The sequence below is a fragment of the Klebsiella sp. BIGb0399 genome, assembly GCF_003752615.1.
Classification (GTDB): domain Bacteria; phylum Pseudomonadota; class Gammaproteobacteria; order Enterobacterales; family Enterobacteriaceae; genus Klebsiella; species Klebsiella lignicola.
Map to the genome: position 1 here is coordinate 428,867 of NZ_RKHT01000008.1, position 19,319 is coordinate 448,185.

11 protein-coding genes are annotated in these 19,319 nt (G+C 57.2%); 9 read left to right on the forward strand and 2 right to left on the reverse strand.

Annotated features, from left to right (window positions below):
* Window positions 1-189: 189 nt before the first annotated feature.
* The 5 genes from glgB (at window position 190) to glgP (ending at window position 9,623) form a co-directional block, all read left to right on the forward strand.
* Window positions 190-2,376: a 1,4-alpha-glucan branching enzyme gene (gene glgB / locus EDF82_RS20310; RefSeq protein WP_123757304.1), complete on the forward strand. Its 2,187-nt coding sequence runs from the start codon at window positions 190-192 to the stop codon at window positions 2,374-2,376.
* On the forward strand, window positions 2,373-4,349 hold the full coding sequence (gene glgX, locus EDF82_RS20315; protein WP_123757305.1) for a glycogen debranching protein GlgX: 1,977 nt from the start codon (window positions 2,373-2,375) through the stop codon (window positions 4,347-4,349). Before glgB ends, glgX begins: the two co-directional genes overlap by 4 nt.
* Window positions 4,350-4,429: 80 nt before the next feature.
* On the forward strand, window positions 4,430-5,725 hold the full coding sequence (glgC, locus tag EDF82_RS20320; RefSeq protein WP_123757306.1) for a glucose-1-phosphate adenylyltransferase: 1,296 nt from the start codon (window positions 4,430-4,432) through the stop codon (window positions 5,723-5,725).
* Complete coding sequence (gene glgA / locus EDF82_RS20325; RefSeq protein WP_123757307.1) at window positions 5,725-7,158, forward strand: glycogen synthase GlgA; 1,434 nt, start codon at window positions 5,725-5,727, stop codon at window positions 7,156-7,158. The genes glgC and glgA overlap by 1 nt, the downstream gene beginning before the upstream one ends.
* Before the next feature lie 17 nt (window positions 7,159-7,175).
* Window positions 7,176-9,623 carry a glycogen phosphorylase gene (gene glgP, locus EDF82_RS20330; protein WP_123757308.1) on the forward strand — a complete coding sequence of 816 codons (2,448 nt, stop codon included), beginning with the start codon at window positions 7,176-7,178 and terminating at the stop codon, window positions 9,621-9,623.
* A gap of 98 nt (window positions 9,624-9,721) precedes the next feature.
* Here the strand turns inward: glgP and glpD are convergent, their stop codons facing one another.
* Entirely contained in the window at window positions 9,722-11,230 is a 1,509-nt protein-coding gene (glpD, locus tag EDF82_RS20335) for a glycerol-3-phosphate dehydrogenase (protein WP_123757309.1), read from the reverse strand.
* Window positions 11,231-11,445: 215 nt separating this feature from the next.
* On the opposite strand from glpD, the gene glpE reads away from it, so the two are divergent.
* The 3 genes from glpE (at window position 11,446) to EDF82_RS20350 (ending at window position 13,599) form a co-directional block, all read left to right on the forward strand.
* Window positions 11,446-11,775 carry a thiosulfate sulfurtransferase GlpE gene (glpE, locus tag EDF82_RS20340; protein ID WP_123757310.1) on the forward strand — a complete coding sequence of 110 codons (330 nt, stop codon included), beginning with the start codon at window positions 11,446-11,448 and terminating at the stop codon, window positions 11,773-11,775.
* 180 nt (window positions 11,776-11,955) lie between these two features.
* Window positions 11,956-12,786 (forward strand): rhomboid family intramembrane serine protease GlpG, encoded by an 831-nt coding sequence (glpG, locus tag EDF82_RS20345; RefSeq protein WP_123757311.1) that lies wholly within the window; start codon window positions 11,956-11,958, stop codon window positions 12,784-12,786.
* 54 nt (window positions 12,787-12,840) lie between these two features.
* Window positions 12,841-13,599, forward strand: a complete 759-nt coding sequence (locus EDF82_RS20350; protein WP_123757312.1) for a DeoR/GlpR family transcriptional regulator — start codon at window positions 12,841-12,843, stop codon at window positions 13,597-13,599.
* Window positions 13,600-13,605: 6 nt separating this feature from the next.
* Here EDF82_RS20350 and malT read toward each other — a convergent pair whose 3' ends face one another.
* Entirely contained in the window at window positions 13,606-16,311 is a 2,706-nt protein-coding gene (malT, locus tag EDF82_RS20355; RefSeq protein WP_123757313.1) for an HTH-type transcriptional regulator MalT, read from the reverse strand.
* Between the two features lie 608 nt (window positions 16,312-16,919).
* Between malT and malP the strand changes: the two genes are divergently transcribed.
* Complete coding sequence (malP, locus tag EDF82_RS20360; protein ID WP_123757314.1) at window positions 16,920-19,310, forward strand: maltodextrin phosphorylase; 2,391 nt, start codon at window positions 16,920-16,922, stop codon at window positions 19,308-19,310.
* The last annotated feature ends 9 nt before the right edge of the window (window positions 19,311-19,319 follow it).

Genomic DNA, 19,319 nt, shown 5'->3' on the forward strand with positions numbered 1-19,319 from the left:
AGTAAACGCGGATGTTAGATTTTTTCCAACGGAGGTAAGTCAGCCTTGGCTATGCTTTAAGTAAGGAACGACAACGTTGCCTTACCTGAAGGTGGGACGGAGCAGAAGGATGCACAGAGTGCTGCACCGTTCAGGTCAAAAAAAGTCGTCAGATACAGGAAATGACGGCACTTACAACAGGATGAAACCATGTCTAATCGTATCGATAGAGACGTGATTAATGCGCTTATCTCTGGCCATTTTGCGGACCCTTTTTCCGTGCTTGGCATGCATCAAACGGATGCCGGTCTGGAGGTACGTGCGTTATTACCCGATGCTACTGATGTATGGGTTATTGAGCCGAAAACCGGGCGCAAAGTAGGCAAACTGGAATGCCTCGATGCACGCGGGTTCTTTAGCGGCGTTCTGCCGCGTCGAAAAAATCCCTTCCGCTACCAGCTGGCGGTGACCTGGCATGGTCAACAAAATCTGATTGATGATCCTTACCGTTTTGGCCCGCTGCTGCAGGATCTCGACGTCTGGCTGCTCTCTGAGGGGACCCATCTGCGCCCGTATGAGACGCTGGGCGCGCATGCTGACACGATGGACGGGATCACCGGGACGCGCTTCTCCGTCTGGGCGCCGAACGCCCGCCGGGTTTCCGTCGTCGGCCAGTTCAACTACTGGGACGGGCGCCGCCACCCGATGCGCCTGCGAAAAGAGTCCGGTATCTGGGAGCTGTTTATCCCCGGCGCGCACAACGGCCAGTTGTACAAATTCGAACTGATCGACGCCCACGGTCATCTGCGGGTGAAATCTGACCCGTATGCCTTTGAAGCACAGATGCGCCCGGACAGCGCCTCGCTTATCTGCGGGTTGCCGGAAAAAGTCGAACAGCCGGAAGCGCGTCGCCAGGCTAACCAGTTTGATGCGCCGATTTCGATTTATGAAGTTCACCTCGGTTCATGGCGCCGCCATACCGATAACAATTTCTGGCTGAGCTATCGCGAGCTGGCTGACCAACTGGTGCCTTATGCCAAATGGATGGGCTTTACCCATCTGGAGCTGCTGCCGGTTAACGAACATCCGTTTGATGGCAGCTGGGGCTATCAGCCCACCGGGCTGTACGCGCCGACCCGCCGGTTTGGTACCCGTGAAGATTTCCGCTACTTCCTCAATGCCGCACATGCCGCTGGGCTGAATGTGATTCTGGACTGGGTTCCCGGCCACTTTCCGTCCGATGACTTCGCGCTTGCCTCGTTTGATGGTACTTCGCTGTATGAACACAGCGACCCGCGCGAAGGGTATCACCAGGACTGGAATACCCTGATCTATAACTACGGTCGCCGCGAAGTCAGCAACTTCCTGGTCGGGAATGCGCTGTACTGGATTGAACGCTTCGGGATCGATGCGTTGCGGGTCGATGCGGTGGCGTCAATGATCTATCGCGACTACAGCCGTAAAGAGGGCGAGTGGGTGCCAAACGAGTTTGGCGGTCGGGAGAACCTCGAGGCGATTGAGTTCCTGCGCAATACCAACCGCGTGCTCGGCGAACAGACGCCGGGGGCGGTCACCATGGCGGAAGAGTCCACCGATTTCGCCGGCGTGTCACGGCCTTCGTCGACCGGTGGCCTCGGTTTCTGGTTCAAATGGAACCTCGGCTGGATGCACGACACCCTTGATTACATGAAGCTCGATCCGGTCCATCGCCGTCATCATCACGACAAGATGACCTTCGGGATGCTCTATAACTACACCGAAAACTTCGTGCTGCCGCTGTCCCACGATGAAGTGGTGCATGGCAAAAAATCGATTCTGGACCGCATGCCCGGTGACGCGTGGCAGAAGTTCGCCAACCTGCGCGCCTACTACGGCTGGATGTTTGCCTTCCCGGGCAAAAAGCTGCTGTTTATGGGTAACGAGTTTGCCCAGGGGCGGGAGTGGAACCACGATGGCAGCCTGGACTGGCATCTGCTGGAAGGCGGCGATAACTGGCACCACGGGGTTCAGCGCCTGGTGCGCGATCTGAACCATACCTATCGCCACCATAAAGCGCTCCACGAACTCGATTTTGACCCCTACGGCTTTGAATGGCTGGTGGTGGATGATCACGAACGCTCGGTCTTTGTCTTCGTGCGCCGCGATAAAGCCGGTAACGAGATTATCGTTGCCAGCAACTTCACCCCGGTTCCGCGCCATGACTACCGTTTCGGGATCAACCAGCCTGGGCGCTGGCGTGAGGAGCTGAATACCGATTCGATGCACTACCACGGTAGCAATACCGGCAACGGTGGCGTCGTGGAAAGTGATGCTATCGCCAGCCACGGCCGTGAATATTCGCTGTCAATTACGCTACCGCCGCTGGCGACCGTCTGGCTGGTACGGGAGGCACAATGACGATGCTGGCCGCCGGAAAACCCTCACCGTTAGGCGCGAGCTATGATGGAAAGGGCGTGAATTTTACGCTCTTATCCGCCCACGCTGAGCGGGCAGAACTGTGCGTCTTTGACGCGCAGGGCAATGAGCAGCGCTTTGATTTACCCGCGCGCAGCGGGGATGTCTGGCACGGCTGGCTGGCGGATGCCGGGCCGGGCTTACGCTACGGTTACCGTGTCCACGGCCCGTGGGACCCGGCACAGGGGCACCGTTTCAATCCGGCGAAGCTGCTGCTCGACCCCTGTTGTCATCGGGTCGCGGGGGGGCTGCCCGATGACGAGCTGCTCCACGGCGGCGACCATATGCCGGATCACCGGGACAGTGCGGCGATTGCGCCGAAGTCGCAGGTGGTGGATCTGCACTACGACTGGCACAACGATGCGCCGCCCCGGACGCCCTGGGGGCAGACGGTCATCTACGAAGCCCATGTGAAAGGGCTGACGTGGCTGCACCCGGCGCTGCCGGAGGCCATCCGCGGCACCTATAAAGCGTTGGGGCATCCGGTGATGATCGACTACTTCACCACCCTTGGGATCACGGCGCTGGAGCTGATGCCGGTGGCGCAGTTCGCCAGTGAACCGCGGCTGCAGAGAATGGGGTTGAGCAACTATTGGGGCTACAACCCGATGGCGATGTTCGCGCTCGACCCGCGCTACGCCAGCGAGCCGGAGCGCGCGCTCGACGAGTTTCGTGACGCGGTGAAAGCGCTGCATGCTGCGGGCATCGAAGTGATCCTCGACGTGGTGTTGAACCACAGTGCGGAAATTGACCTTGAAGGGCCGACCTTCTGTTTTCGCGGAATCGACAACCGTTACTATTATTGGATAAGGGACGACGGGGATTACTACAACTGGACCGGCTGCGGCAACACCCTCAATCTGAGCCAGCCTGGAACCGTGGAGTTTGCCCGTCAGTGTCTGCGCTTTTGGGTCGATGAGTGCCACGTCGACGGCTTCCGTTTCGACCTGGCCTCGGTGATGGGCCGCACCCCGCAATTTCGCCAGGATGCGCCGCTGTTTGAGGCAATTCGCCACGATCCGCAGCTTTCGGCCGTCAAGCTGATTGCCGAGCCCTGGGATATTGGTGCCGGGGGATATCAGGTGGGGAATTTCCCGCCGCTGTTTGCCGAGTGGAATGATCATTTCCGCGACGTCGCAAGGCGTTTCTGGCTGCATAACAACGTGTCGCTGGGCGAGTTCGCCCGGCGTTTTGCCGCCTCCAGCGATGTGTTTCAGCATAACGGACGGCTGCCCGCCGCAGCGGTCAATCTGGTTACCGCCCACGACGGCTTCACCCTCTGCGACTGCGTTTGTTTCAATCAGAAACACAATGAGGCGAACGGTGAAGAGAATCGCGATGGGACTAACAATAACTACAGCAGCAACCATGGTATAGAAGGGTTAGGTGGCAGTCTCGACGTGATGGAGCGGCGTCGGGACAGCGTTCATGCCCTGCTGTCCACGCTGCTGTTGGCACAAGGTACGCCGATGCTGCTGGCAGGTGACGAGCATGGTCATAGCCAGCATGGCAATAATAACGCCTATTGTCAGGACAATGCCCTGACCTGGCTTGACTGGAGTCAGGCCAACGGTGGGCTGACCGCATTTACCGCCGCGCTCATTCATCTGCGCCGCAGCATACCGGCCTTAACCGGGAACGCATGGTGGCAGGAAGGAGACGGCAACGTGCTGTGGCTAAACCAGAATGCGCAACCATTAACCGCTGACGAGTGGCAGCATGGCATTCCACGCCTGCAAATTCTGCTCTCGGATCGTTGGCTGGTGACGCTGAACGCCACCCCGGAGGTGGCGCCAATGGAATTACCTGAGGGGGAGTGGCACGCCGTTCCTCCTTTCGCCGGAGAGGATAATCCGGTCGTCATAGCTGTCTGGCATGGGCCCGCGCACGGAGTGTGCGTATTTCAAAGGTCGTAAGCCCTGAAGCTTCCGGTTGAACTCGCGGCGGCTGCGCGGTGAGAAGGACGGGAAGACCGGGATGTAAAAAGGAGTTAATCATGGTTAGGCTTGAAAAGAATGACCCATTGATGCTGGCGCGTCAGCTGCCGATCAAAACCGTTGCGTTGATTCTGGCGGGGGGGCGCGGTACCCGGCTTAAGGACTTAACAATCAAACGTGCAAAACCGGCCGTCCATTTTGGCGGTAAGTTTCGTATCATTGACTTCGCGTTATCCAACTGTATTAACTCAGGTATTCGCCGTATCGGCGTGATCACCCAGTATCAATCCCACACGCTGGTACAACATATTCAACGTGGCTGGTCGTTCTTTAGCGAAGAGATGAACGAGTTCGTCGATTTGCTGCCGGCACAGCAGCGTGTGCATGGCGAAAACTGGTACCGCGGCACCGCGGATGCTGTGACGCAGAACCTCGATATCATCCGCCGCTATAAAGCGGAATATGTGGTGATCCTCGCCGGCGACCATATCTACAAGCAAGACTATTCCCGCATGCTGATCGACCATGTCGAAAAAGGGGCGCGCTGCACCGTTGCCTGTATGCCGGTGCCCATCGAAGAGGCATCCGCCTTCGGCGTGATGGCGGTGGATGAGAGCGACAAAATCATCGAGTTCGTCGAGAAACCGGCCAACCCGCCGGCCATGCCGAGTGATGCCACTAAATCGCTGGCCAGCATGGGGATCTATGTCTTTGATGCGGATTATCTTTATGAGCTGCTAGCGGAAGACGATAACGACGAAAATTCCAGCCACGATTTCGGCAAAGATATTATTCCTAAGATCACCGAAGCTGGCATGGCTTATGCACATCCTTTCCCACTCTCCTGCGTGCAGTCTGACCAGGATGCGGAACCGTACTGGCGTGATGTGGGAACGCTGGAGGCCTACTGGAAAGCGAACCTTGACCTGGCTTCGGTGACGCCGGAGCTGGATATGTATGACCAGAACTGGCCAATTCGCACCCATATGGAGTCTCTGCCACCGGCCAAGTTTGTGCAGGACCGTTCCGGCAGCCACGGCATGACGCTGAACTCCCTGGTGTCGGGCGGCTGTATTATCTCCGGTTCCGTGGTGGTGCAGTCGGTGCTGTTCCCGCGCGTGCGCGTGAACTCATTCTGTAACATTGATTCGTCAGTCTTATTGCCAGAAGTATGGGTGGGGCGCTCATGCCGTCTGCGCCGCTGTGTGATCGATCGCGCCTGTGTCATTCCTGAAGGGATGGTGATCGGTGAACATGCGGAAGAGGATGCGCGTCGGTTCTACCGCTCAGAGGAAGGTATCGTGCTGGTTACGCGTGATATGTTGCGGAAGTTGGGGCATAAACAGGAGCGCTAATGCAGGTCTTACACGTATGTTCGGAGATGTTTCCGCTGTTAAAAACCGGCGGCCTGGCAGATGTCCTCGGCGCGCTGCCTGCGGCACAAATCGCGGAAGGTATCGACACGCGTGTGTTGTTACCGGCCTTCCCTGATATCCGTCGTGGAGTGACCGATGCGCAGGTAGTGACGCGCCGGGATACCTTCGCGGGTCGTATGACGCTGCTGTTCGGCCATTTTAACGGCGTGGGGATCTATCTGATTGATGCCCCGCATCTCTACGACCGCCCAGGGAGCCCTTACCACGATACCCATCAGCATGCTTATACCGACAACGTGCTGCGCTTTGCCCTGCTGGGATGGGTCGGGAGTGAAATGGCCAGCGGGCTGGATCCTTTCTGGCGCCCTGATGTTGTGCACGCCCATGACTGGCATGCGGGGCTGACGCCCGCCTACCTGGCGGCACGCGGACACCCGGCGAAATCGGTCTTTACGGTACATAACCTGGCCTATCAGGGAATGTTCTACTCCTGGCACATGAATGATATCGAACTGCCCTGGTCGTTCTATAACATGCATGGCCTCGAGTTCAACGGGCAGATCTCGTTCCTGAAAGCGGGACTCTATTATGCCGACCACATTACGGCGGTGAGCCCGACCTACGCGCGCGAGATCACCGAGCCGCAATATGCCTACGGCATGGAAGGGCTGCTGCGTCAGCGTCAGCACGAAGGGCGGCTATCGGGGATTCTTAACGGGGTAGACGACCGTATCTGGAACCCGGAAAGCGACCTGCTGCTGGCCGCGCGCTATGACCGTGACCGCCTTGAGGAGAAAGCAGAAAACAAACGTCAGCTGCAGATTGCGATGGGGCTGAAAGTCGATGACAAAGCCCCTCTGTTTGCCGTCGTCAGCCGTCTGACCAGCCAGAAAGGGCTGGATTTGGTGCTGGAAGCGCTGCCAGGCCTGCTGGAGCAGGGCGGACAGCTGGCGCTGCTGGGCGCAGGCGATCCGGTACTGCAGGAAGGTTTCCTGGCCGCGGCGGCGGAGCATCCGGGGAAAGTTGGCGTGCAGATCGGCTATCACGAGGCCTTCTCCCACCGCATTATGGGCGGCGCCGACGTGATTCTGGTTCCCAGCCGTTTTGAACCCTGCGGCTTAACGCAGCTGTATGGCCTGAAGTACGGCACGCTGCCGTTGGTCCGTCGTACCGGTGGCCTGGCGGATACCGTCACCGACAGTTCGCTGGAAAACCTCGCCGATGGCGTGGCCAGCGGTTTTGTGTTTGAAGACAGTAATGCCGTTTCGCTATTACGGGCCATTCGACGCGCCTTCGTGCTGTGGTCGCGCCCGTCGCTGTGGCGTTACGTGCAACGCCAGGCGATGAATATGGATTTTAGCTGGCAGGTTGCCGCGAACTCCTATCGCGAACTTTATCAACGCTTGATGTAACCACAGGAGTCATTGCGATGAATGTACCCTTTAGCTATGCATCACCCACGCTGAGCGTTGAGGCGTTAAAGCACTCTATTGCCTACAAGCTGATGTTTATCATCGGCAAAGATCCGGCTATCGCCAATAAACATGAGTGGCTCAACGCCACCCTGTTTGCCGTCCGCGACCGGATGGTTGAGCGCTGGTTACGCTCCAATCGCGCGCAGCTTTCTCAGGAAGTTCGCCAGGTTTACTACCTGTCGATGGAGTTCCTGATCGGTCGTACCCTCTCTAACGCGTTGTTGTCACTGGGCATCTACGAGGATGTGAACAATGCGCTGGAGGAGATGGGGCTCAATCTGGAAGAGCTGATTGATGAAGAGAACGACCCGGGCCTCGGCAATGGTGGCCTGGGGCGCCTGGCGGCCTGTTTCCTCGACTCTCTGGCGGCCTTAGGTCTGCCGGGGCGGGGCTACGGTATCCGTTATGACTACGGGATGTTTAAGCAAAACATCGTGGACGGGCGGCAGAAAGAGTCCCCCGACTACTGGCTGGAATACGGCAACCCGTGGGAATTTGAACGCCACAATACCCGTTACAAAGTGCGTTTTGGCGGGCGCATTCAGCAGGAAGGTAAACAATCCCGCTGGGTAGAAACCGAAGAGATCCTCGCGGAAGCCTACGACCAGATTATCCCGGGCTTCGACACCGACGCCACCAACACGTTGCGGCTATGGAGCGCGCAGGCCAGCAGCGAGATCAACCTCGGTAAATTTAACCAGGGCGACTACTTTGCTGCGGTAGAAGATAAAAACCACTCGGAAAACGTCTCCCGGGTGCTGTACCCGGACGACTCGACCTATTCCGGACGCGAGCTGCGCTTACGTCAGGAGTATTTCCTGGTGTCCGCCACGGTGCAGGATATTCTCAGCCGGCACTATCAGCTGCATAAAACCTACGCCAACCTGGCGGCGAAGATTGCGATTCACCTCAACGATACCCACCCGGTGCTGTCGATTCCGGAGCTGATGCGCCTGTTGATTGACGAGCACAAATTCAGCTGGGATGAGGCTTTTGAAGTCACCTGCCAGGTGTTCTCCTACACCAACCATACCCTGATGAGCGAAGCGCTGGAGACCTGGCCTGTCGATATGCTGGGGAAAATCCTGCCGCGACATCTGCAGATTATCTTCGAGATCAACGACTACTTCCTGAAGACGCTTCAGGAGCAGTACCCCAGCGATACCGTGCTGCTGAGCCGGACGTCGATCATCGATGAATCTAACGGTCGCCAGGTGCGTATGGCGTGGCTGGCGGTGGTGATTAGCCATAAAGTGAACGGCGTTTCCGAGCTGCACTCGCGGCTGATGGTAGAGTCTCTGTTTGCCGACTTCGCGAAAATCTTCCCGATGCGCTTCACCAACGTCACCAACGGCGTGACGCCGCGACGCTGGCTGGCGCTGGCGAACCCGCCGTTATCGAAGGTGCTGGATGAGCATATTGGCCGCACCTGGCGTACCGATCTGAGCCAGCTGAAAGAGCTGGAGCAGCATATCGACTACCCGACGGTGAACCTCGCCGTGCGTCAGGCGAAGCTGGAGAACAAGCAGCGGCTGGCGAACTACATTGCCCAGCATCTGAACGTGGTGGTGAACCCGAAAGCGCTGTTTGATGTGCAAATCAAGCGTATCCACGAGTACAAGCGCCAGCTGATGAACGTGCTGCACGTGATTGCGCGCTACAACCGCATCAAGGCCGATCCTGACGCCGAGTGGGTGCCGCGTGTGAATGTCTTTGCCGGGAAAGCCGCATCGGCCTACTACATGGCGAAGCACATCATTCATCTTATTAACGACGTGGCGGCGGTGGTGAACAACGACCCGCAGATTGGCGATAAGCTGAAAGTGGTGTTTATCCCGAACTACAGCGTCAGCCTCGCGCAGGTGATCATTCCGGCAGCCGATCTTTCCGAACAGATCTCGCTGGCGGGAACCGAAGCCTCCGGGACCAGTAATATGAAATTCGCCCTGAACGGCGCGTTGACTATCGGAACCCTGGACGGCGCCAACGTCGAGATGCAGGAGCACGTCGGAGAGGAGAATATCTTTATCTTCGGCAATACCGCAGAACAGGTGGAGGCGCTGCGTCGGAGTGGCTATAAGCCGCGGGAGTTCTACGAGCAGGATCCGGAACTGCATCAGGCGCTGACGCAAATCGGCACCGGTGTGTTCAGTCCTTCAGAGCCGGGGCGCTATCGTGACCTGCTGGATTCGCTGATTAACTTTGGCGACCACTATCAGGTGCTGGCGGATTACCGCAGCTACGTGGATTGCCAGGATAAAGTCGATGAGCTGTATCGTCATCCGGAAGAGTGGACCATGAAAGCGATGCTCAATATCGCCAATATGGGCTATTTCTCCTCTGACCGTACGATTCAGGAGTATGCCGAGCATATCTGGCATATCGACCCCGTCCGGCTGTAGCCGCTAGTGCACTAAAACATCCGGGGCAGGTTGGTCCTAATGCTGGTCACCTAAGGTGACCAGCATTTTTTTGGCTTATTGCGGGTCCGGTCAGTCGCTTAAGAGGCCAGCGACAGCTCAGACTTTCCCGCGTGCTGCGCCAGCCAGGTCTCAATCTGCGCCTGCTGTCCGGCGTTCAGCCACATCCCTTGTTTCGTCCGACGCCAGATGGCATCGTCAAGGCTGCGTACCCATTCATGCTCCACCAGGTATTTCAGCTCAGCTTCATAAAACTCATGACCAAAGTCTTCCCCCAGATCGTTCAGCGAGGTCGCTCCTGAGAGGATCAGCTCGCTGTTGCTGCCGTAGGTGCGGGCATAATGGCGCGCCATGGATTCGCTGATAAAGGCGAAGCGGCGGCGGAGTTTCGCCGCGTAATCGTCCCGGTCACCGCCGATATCGCCGCCGGGTAACACGGCGGTTTTGGTCCACGCCGGGCCGATCCCTTTGTAGTAGGGCGTCAGTTTTTCCAGCGCGTGTTCGGCCAGCTTGCGATAGGTGGTCAGCTTGCCGCCAAACACCGACAGCAGCGGCGCCTGGCCATTTTCGTCATGGATATCAAGGGTGTAATCGCGGGTGATGGCCTGCGGTGAATCCGATTCGTCATCACACAGCGGACGGACGCCGGAGTAGGTCCAGACGATATCGTCGCGCGACAGCGTCTTCTTGAAGTGGGCGTTGTAGGCCTTCAGCAGATAGTTAATCTCGTTGTCATCGATCGCCACTTTTTGCGGATCGCCGTTGTACTCCACGTCGGTGGTGCCGATGATCGAGAACTCATCCATCCACGGGATGACGAAGACAATACGTTTATCTTCGTTTTGCAGAATGTAGGCCTGCTTCTGGGTATGCACCCGCGGCACCACGATGTGGCTGCCTTTGATCAGGCGGATGCCGTACGGCGAACGTAGCTGCATGCCATCGTCAAAGAACTGTTTGACCCACGGGCCGGTCGCGTTGACCAGTCCCCGGGCCTGCCAGGTAAATTTCTCGCCGGTATCGATATCCTGGGCTTCCACAATCCACAGACCGTTTTCGCGCTTCGCCGAGATAGCCCGGGTACGGGTACGGACCTCGCCACCTTTGCGTTCCACCATCTGTGCGTTAGCCAGTACCAGCCGCGCATCGTCGACCCAGCAGTCGGAATATTCGAAACCGCGCACAATTTCAGGTTTAAGTACTGATTCTGCGCCAAATCGCAACCCGGTTGAGCCGGGTAAACTGGTGCGTTTGCCGAGGTGATCGTACATAAACAGACCTACCCGGATCATCCAGGCCGGACGCAGGTGCGGGCGATGGGGCAGGCGAAAACGCATCGGGAAGGCCAGATGCGGCGCCATTTTTAGCAGCACTTCGCGCTCGGCCAGCGCTTCGCTGACCAGGCGGAATTCGTAGTGTTCAAGGTAGCGCAGCCCGCCGTGAATCAGCTTTGAGCTGGCGCTGGAGGTGGCGCAGGCGAGATCGCGTGCTTCCAGCATCAGGACGGATAAACCACGCCCGGCGGCGTCTGCCGCGATACCGGCACCGTTGATGCCTCCCCCTATCACAATCAGATCTTTGGTTTCCACGTTCGCTACCTCTGGCACTTTCGTTTAAGCTCACAAATGTTCGATATCGCTCAATATAGCAAACAAACGCGCCTTTGGTAACATCAAAAAAACATTTCAGAGTGATGCATGTAACATATTGGTGTTTAATTGCCGTCTGACGGTAAACTAAGCAGTAGAATCATGGCCGGTTACCGCCCGTAAAAACCCCCTGCTATATATAGAGAACAGAGCACATGGACCACTTTGAATGTATCAACGTAGAAGAAGCGCACCAGAAACTGCATCAGGCGATGGCGGTGCTGGTGGATATTCGCGACCCGCAGAGCTTTGCGATGGGGCACACGCCGGGCGCGTTTCATCTGACCAACGATACGCTGGGCGCGTTTATGCGTGATAACGATGTTGAAACCGCGGTGATGGTGATGTGCTACCACGGCAACAGCAGCAAAGGCGCCGCGCAGTATCTGCTGCAGCAGGGCTATGACAAGGTCTACAGTGTGGATGGCGGTTTCGATGCGTGGCATCGCCACTTCCCGGCGGAAGTGGAGCATGGCGCGCTGTAAGCGTCTGTATCCTGGCCAGCCGTCGGCTGGTCGATGCCGTTGGGCACTCTCTTGCCGCCTGATGCCGTCTCAGGGCCATTAGCGCGACGGCCCGGTGGCGTCCGCGGCGTACATCTCCTGCAACTCGACGGGTTTAGTGTATATACTAGCCCCCTTTGTGTGGAATAAGCGACCCGCTGTATGTTAATGATTACCTCTTTTGCTAACCCGCGTGTGGCCCAGGCGTTTGTCGACTACATGGCGACGCAGGGCATTATCCTGACCATTCAGCAGCATGAGCAGAGCGATGTCTGGCTGGCTGATGAGAGCCAGGCCGGGCGGGTGCAGACTGAACTGGCTCGCTTTCTGGAAAACCCGGCCGACCCGCGCTATCTGGCGGCCAGCTGGCAATCCGGGCACACCAACAGCGGCCTGCGCTACCAGCGCTTTCCCTTTTTTGCCACCCTGCGTCGTAACGCCGGTCCCTTTACGTGGGCGGTGCTGATCGCCTGTATTCTGGTCTTTGTGCTGCAAAACATTATCGGCGACCAGCCGGTGATGCTGCTGCTGGCCTGGCCGTATGACCCGTCGCTGAAATTTGAGGCCTGGCGCTACTTTAGCCATGCTTTCATGCACTTCTCGCTGATGCATATTCTGTTTAACCTGCTATGGTGGTGGTACCTCGGCGGCGCGGTGGAAAAGCGTATTGGCACCGGCAAGCTGGTGGTCATTACCGTGATTAGCGCCCTGTTGAGCGGGTTTATCCAGCATCAATATAGCGGCCCCTGGTTTGGCGGTTTGTCCGGCGTAGTCTATGCGCTGATGGGCTATGTCTGGCTGCGGGGCGAGCGGGATCCGCAAAGCGGCGTCTATTTACAGCGCGGCCTGATCCTCTTCTCATTAGTATGGTTAGTGGCTGGATGGTTTGATGTTTTTGGCATGTCGATCGCCAACGGCGCGCACGTGGCTGGGTTGTTGACCGGGCTGGCGATGGCGTTTGTCGATACGCAGCATGTGCGAAAGCGAACATAGAGCCTCTTCACCGGGCTCTCTGTGAAGTGAGTCTTATAATCCCAGGGATATTTCATGAAACAAACACAACGTCATGACGCGATTATCGAGCTGGTAAAAAAACAGGGATATGTCAGTACGGAAGAGCTGGTCGAGCAGTTTGCCGTCAGCCCGCAGACCATTCGTCGTGACCTGAATGACCTCGCTGAACAGAAGATGATCCTGCGTCATCACGGCGGCGCGGCGCTGCCGTCGAGTTCAGTGAACACCTCGTGGCATGACCGAAAAGCCACCCAGACGCAGGAAAAAGAGCGCATCGCCCGCAAGGTGGCGAGCCAAATCCCTGACGGCGCCACGCTGTTTATCGATATCGGCACCACCCCGGAAGCCGTCGCGCACGCGCTGCTGGAGCATAACGATCTGCGTATCGTCACCAATAACCTCAACGTCGCCACCACGCTGATGGTGAAAGAGGACTTCCGCATTATTCTGGCCGGTGGCGAACTGCGCAGCCGCGACGGAGGCATTATTGGCGAAGCGACGCTGGATTTTATCTCCCAGTTCCGCCTTGATTTCGGCATTCTCGGCATCAGTGGCGTCGACAGCGATGGTTCACTGCTGGAGTTCGATTACCATGAGGTGCGGACCAAGCGCGCGATCATTGAAAACTCGCGCCATGTGATGCTGGTGGTGGATCACTCGAAGTTTGGCCGTAACGCGATGGTGAATATGGGCAGCATCAGCATGGTCGATGCAGTCTACACCGATGTGATGCCGCCGGCAGGAGTGCTGAAGGTGATTAGCGAGAATAACGTTCAGCTGGAACTGTGCTAAACGGCGTCAGACGCCGTATCCCATCATTTTAAGCAACCGCTGGGCATGCTGAACGGCATCCTGGCGGTGTGCGACTCCCAGCTTCTGATACAGATTACGAATATGGGTTTTGATCGTCGTGGCCGCTACGTCCAGCTCGCCAGCGATCTGCTCGTTGCTGTAGCCGGAGTAGATAAGCCCTAATACCTGCCATTCGCGTTGCGTCAGCGGGCTGGTGCGGATCAGTTCCGGAACTTCCGGGTGGCTCAGCAGCCGCTCGACAAAGCCTTCATCAAAGTGGGCAAACTTATGGCGATGGTGCTGGTTAATATCGCGCAGGATGCGCTGGGCGCGGTGCTGCTCAAGCTCCGGCAGCGTATTTAACTGAATAAGCTGACGCAGCTGCTGCGCCATGGCTTCGCCTTCAATCACAAAGTGGTTGATAAACCCGGTACGGTTGGCGAGGGCCAGCGCTTCAAGCAACACTTTTTGCGCTTCGCCTTTGCGCCCCGCCTGCCAGTAAAGCTGATTGAGCAGCAGCAGGTTGCGGTTGATATCGCTCATCAGGCGCAGCGAACGCGCGTTGTCGTTTAACTCTTCCAGTACCATTTCCGCCGAGTCGAAATCGCCCAGCAGGATCTGCGCCCGGGCAATGTTGCGCCACTGGCTCTGCAGGAAGTGGTTATTGGCAAATTCTGGTTTTGGCGTCTGGCGCAGCCAGTTGGCCGCCGCGGCTTTGTCGCCGACCATCTGCCAGTAGATCACCCGGACCTTGTCGGCGTTCGATACCCAGTCGCTATGGTAGTGACCGTTGCCGAGCAGGTTTTCCAGACGGTTGAGATGGCTGCGGGCGTTATCCAGGTCACCACGCGCCAGCGAGCACTGGACCATCAAGGCCAGACATTGCAGCTGCTGTTGCGGCTGATAGGTCGCGAGGACTTCCATCCCGCTGCGAGCTGAGACTTCAGCTTCGTCCAGACGCGCCCATGCCCACAGCAGCTGCGCGCGAATACGCAGCAGGAACTCATGCATCGGTAGCTGTTCGAGATGCTGCTCCCGGATCAGCTGGAAGGCTTTCTCCTGAACTTCCCACGCGGCCTGCAGGAAGCCCTGAGCAAACAGAATTTCACTTTGCTGGATCATGCTCCACAGCGCGTAGTGCCAGATATCATGGCGACGGGCCATCTGCTCCGTTTGCTGCATGACCGCCAGCGATTTGCTAAGCAGGCCTTTGCAATGCAGCACTTCACCGTGCACCGAAGTGGCGACGATGCGGCTGTAATAGCTGGCCAGCGGCAGCTCGTCGAGGGCGACCATTGCCAGCCGCTCAGCCTCTTCCTGATCGCCGGCGTTAATCGCCACCTGCGCGCGCAGGGCGTTGAAATCGCCGTGCATGGCGGTATCCAGCTTAATATCCATCTCCTGCTCGGCGCGGGCCAGCAGAGTATTGACTTCGCTGTAGCGGTGCTGGCTTTGCATCAGCCAGGCCTGCAACAGAATCAGGCGCGGATTTTCCAGCAGGCTTGACCACGGCAGCGCCGCCAGTGACTGCTCAAGCAGCCCCAGCTCGCTGTGGTTAAACATGCCCCAGGCGTGATTGAGCAGGATATCGCGCAGCATTTTCGCGTCGCCAGCCGCCAGTGCATGATGGATAGCTTCGCTCGGGAAGCCGAGCGCCATCCAGCCTTCCGCGGCGGAGCGGTGAATTTCAGGGAGTTCGGTTGCCAGTTCCCACTGGCAGCGCTGTCGCAGGAAGTTGCCGAACAGAGGGTGATAGCGGAACCATTCACCGGAATCGTCCATCCGCTGCATGAACAGACCCTGACGTTCGATCTCCTCCAGCTGCATCTGGCCGTTATCTTCCCCGGTTACGCGCACGATAAGCGCATCGTTCATTGAACGTAGCAGCGAGCTTTTCAGCAGCACATTGCGCGTGCGGGCATCAACATTATCCAGCACTTCATCCACCAGGTAATCGGACAGGTGGCTGGCGTTAATGCCGGCCAGACGTCGGGCGGAGTGGTGGGCGGAGGAGTTGTTCTGGCGCGCCGAGAGGGCAATCAGCTGCAGTGCGGTTGCCCAGCCGGCGACATCGTCACACAGCCGGCGGCTGTCTTCTGCTTCAATCGGTGACGTCAGGCGACAGTCGAAAAATTGTTTGGCTTCCTGATGGGTAAACGCCAGCTGTTGGCTGCCGATCTCCAGCAGTTGATCGCGGACCCGCAGGTTGGCAATGCCAAGCTGCGGCAGGTTACGCGAGAGCACCACCAGGGTCATATTTTCGGGTTGGTGGCGCAGGAAGAAGCGCATCGCATCATGAATCACCGGGTTGTTGATCAGATGATAGTCATCGATGATCAGGTACAGCGGATGCTGCCAGCTGGCAAGTTCAATAAACAGCTGCGCGAAGAGCGAGGGGAGGCTGGCGTACTGGCGCTTCTGCACCATTGCCTCGCTGGCGGCGCAGTGCCCACCGGTAGCCTGCTGAACGGAGGCGATCAGATAACTGGCAAAACGTTCCTGTTGGTTGTCGCCTTCATCAAGCGAGAACCACCCAAGTTCTTTTTTCCCCGCCGCCCACTGTGAGATGAGCGTGGTCTTGCCATAGCCTGCCGGGCTGGTGACCAACACGAGACGGTAATTGTTCGCGCCGGAAAGTTTCGCCAGTAATCGCTCGCGAACCACAGTGTGTTCAAGGCGGACTGGACGACCTAATTTAGACGGAATCAACATAGTTAATCATTTCGCTGTGCAAGAGAGGTTTGCGATTTTTTTTGCGCTTCGTAATTAATGACTATTAAGGTCGGCGATTATGAAAGTTATTGCAAGTTATGTCCGAATTTTATGCTCTTGAATTTGCACCAGGTCACAAATTCCTCATTAAATCACTCGCATGGTAAAACCGGTACCAGTGGGCGTGGAGCCTGGGTTTGATCGCACTTTCAGCGGCGATGAAATGAATTTCACTGCATTTTCTTGTAGTTGCATGTTTTTATTAAATTAATGTCAGCAAATTCTTAGAAATAAGCGTTTTGACGTATTGAGCGTCCCGGAGAGGATTATTTTTACACAATGTTTATTTTTATTTGGTGATAATTGCGCAAGGGTATTGGGTTGAGCACCATGTTTCGCCCTGTAACAGATTTTGTCCCTCTATCGCCCCCCGGCGTGGTGATTTATTCAGCAAATTTTTCTCAGAGAGCTACCGTTATAGTGGCCACGATCACACTTTTCGCTCATCCCTGCTGCTCCTCCCTGCCTAATCCCCTTCGGGATGAGGACGTTGTTGCAGGAGGTCGGCACACTAACGCCAACGTTTTAGTAAAGGACCCGGATTTCTTATGTCACAGACTTCTTTTAATAAAGATCAGTTTCAGGCTGCACTGACCCGTCAGTGGCAGCATCTTGGCTTACAGTCCGCTTCTGAGATGACGCAGCGTCAGTGGTGGCACGCCGTGAGCGGCGCGCTGGCCGAGCTGTTATCGGCTCAGCCGATCGCGAAACCAGCGAAAGGACAGCGCCACGTCAACTACATCTCGATGGAGTTTTTGATTGGCCGCCTGACCGGTAACAACCTGCTGAACCTCGGCTGGTATCAAGGGGTGAGCGATGAGCTGAAAGCGCACGACATCCACCTGACCGACCTGCTGGAAGAAGAGATCGATCCGGGACTGGGTAACGGCGGCCTGGGCCGTCTGGCAGCCTGTTTCCTCGACTCCATGGCGACCGTAGGCCAGTCGGCAACCGGCTATGGCCTCAATTATCAATACGGTCTGTTCCGCCAGTCTTTCAACGATGGCCAGCAGATTGAAGCGCCGGATGACTGGGGGCGTAGTCGCTACCCATGGTTCCGCCATAACGAACAGCTGGACGTACAGGTCGGGCTGGGCGGCAAGGTGAGCAAGAGCGGTGCCTGGCAGCCGGCGTTTGTGATTACCGGTGAAGCCTGGGATCTGCCGGTACTGGGCTATCGCAATAACGTCGCGCAGCCGCTGCGTTTATGGCAGGCGACCCACGCGCATCCGTTTAACCTGACCAAATTTAACGACGGCGATTTCCTGCGTGCTGAACAGCAGGGTATCGACGCGGCCAAACTGACTAAAGTGCTCTACCCGAACGACAACCACCAGGCAGGGAAAAAGCTGCGTCTGATGCAGCAGTACTTCCAGTGCGCCTGTTCGGTTGCCGATATTCTGCGTCGTCATCATCTGGCAGGCCGCAAGCTGGCCGAGCTGGCGGATTACGAAGTGATCCAGCTCAACGACACGCACCCGACGATTGCCATCCCTGAGCTGCTGCGCGTGCTGATCGATGAGCACCAGTTGAGCTGGGACGATGCATGGGCTATTACCAGCAAAACCTTCGCCTATACCAACCACACGCTGATGCCTGAAGCGCTGGAGTGCTGGGACGAGAAGCTGGTCAAAGCGCTGCTGCCGCGCCACATGCAGATCATTAACGAGATCAACAAACAGTTTAAAACCCTGGTTGAGAAAACCTGGCCGGGCGATAAGCAGGTATGGGCGAAACTGGCGGTGGTGCATGACAAGCAGGTTCGGATGGCGAACATGTGCGTGGTCAGCGGCTTCGCGGTGAACGGCGTGGCGGCACTGCACTCCGATCTGGTGGTGAAGGATCTGTTCCCGGAATATCACCAGCTGTGGCCGAACAAATTCCATAACGTCACCAACGGCATCACGCCGCGCCGCTGGATTAAACAGTGCAACCCGGCTCTGGCCGCGCTGCTGGATAAGACGCTGAAGAAAGAGTGGGCCAACGACCTCGATCAGCTGATTAATCTCGAGAAATATGCCGATGATGCGGCGTTCCGTAAAACGTATCGTGACATCAAGCTGGCGAACAAAGTCCGTCTGGCAGAGTTCGTTAAGCTGCGTACCGGTATCGAGATTAACCCGCAGGCGATTTTCGATATCCAGATCAAGCGTCTGCACGAGTACAAACGTCAGCACCTCAACCTGCTGAACATCCTGGCGCAGTACAAAGAAATTCGTGAAAACCCGCAGGCAGACCGTGTACCGCGCGTATTCCTGTTTGGCGCGAAAGCGGCACCGGGCTACTACCTGGCGAAGAACATCATTTTCGCTATCAACAAGGTAGCGGAAGCGGTAAATAACGACCCGCTGGTGGGCGATAAGCTGAAAGTGGTGTTCCTGCCGGATTATTGTGTCTCCGCGGCGGAAATGCTGATCCCAGCGGCGGATATCTCTGAGCAGATCTCCACGGCAGGTAAAGAAGCCTCCGGTACCGGCAACATGAAGCTGGCGCTGAACGGCGCATTGACCGTCGGCACCCTGGACGGCGCGAACGTTGAAATCGCTGAACAGGTCGGCGAGGAAAACATCTTTATCTTCGGTAACACCGTCGAAGAAGTGAAAGCGCTGAAGGCGAAAGGCTATGACCCGCTGAAATGGCGTAAGAAAGACAAGCTGCTGGATGCGGTGCTGAAAGAGCTGGAAAGCGGTAAGTACAGCGATGGCGATAAACACGCCTTCGACCAGATGCTGCACAGCCTGCTGAAAGGCGGCGACCCGTACCTGGTGCTGGCTGACTTCGAAGCCTATGTGGCGGCGCAGAAGCAGGTGGATGAATTGTACCGTGACCAGGAAGCCTGGACGCGCGCGACCATTCTGAATACCGCGCGTTGCGGCATGTTCAGCTCCGACCGCTCTATCCGCGATTATCAACAACGTATCTGGCAGGCAAAACGCTAAGGACGGGCC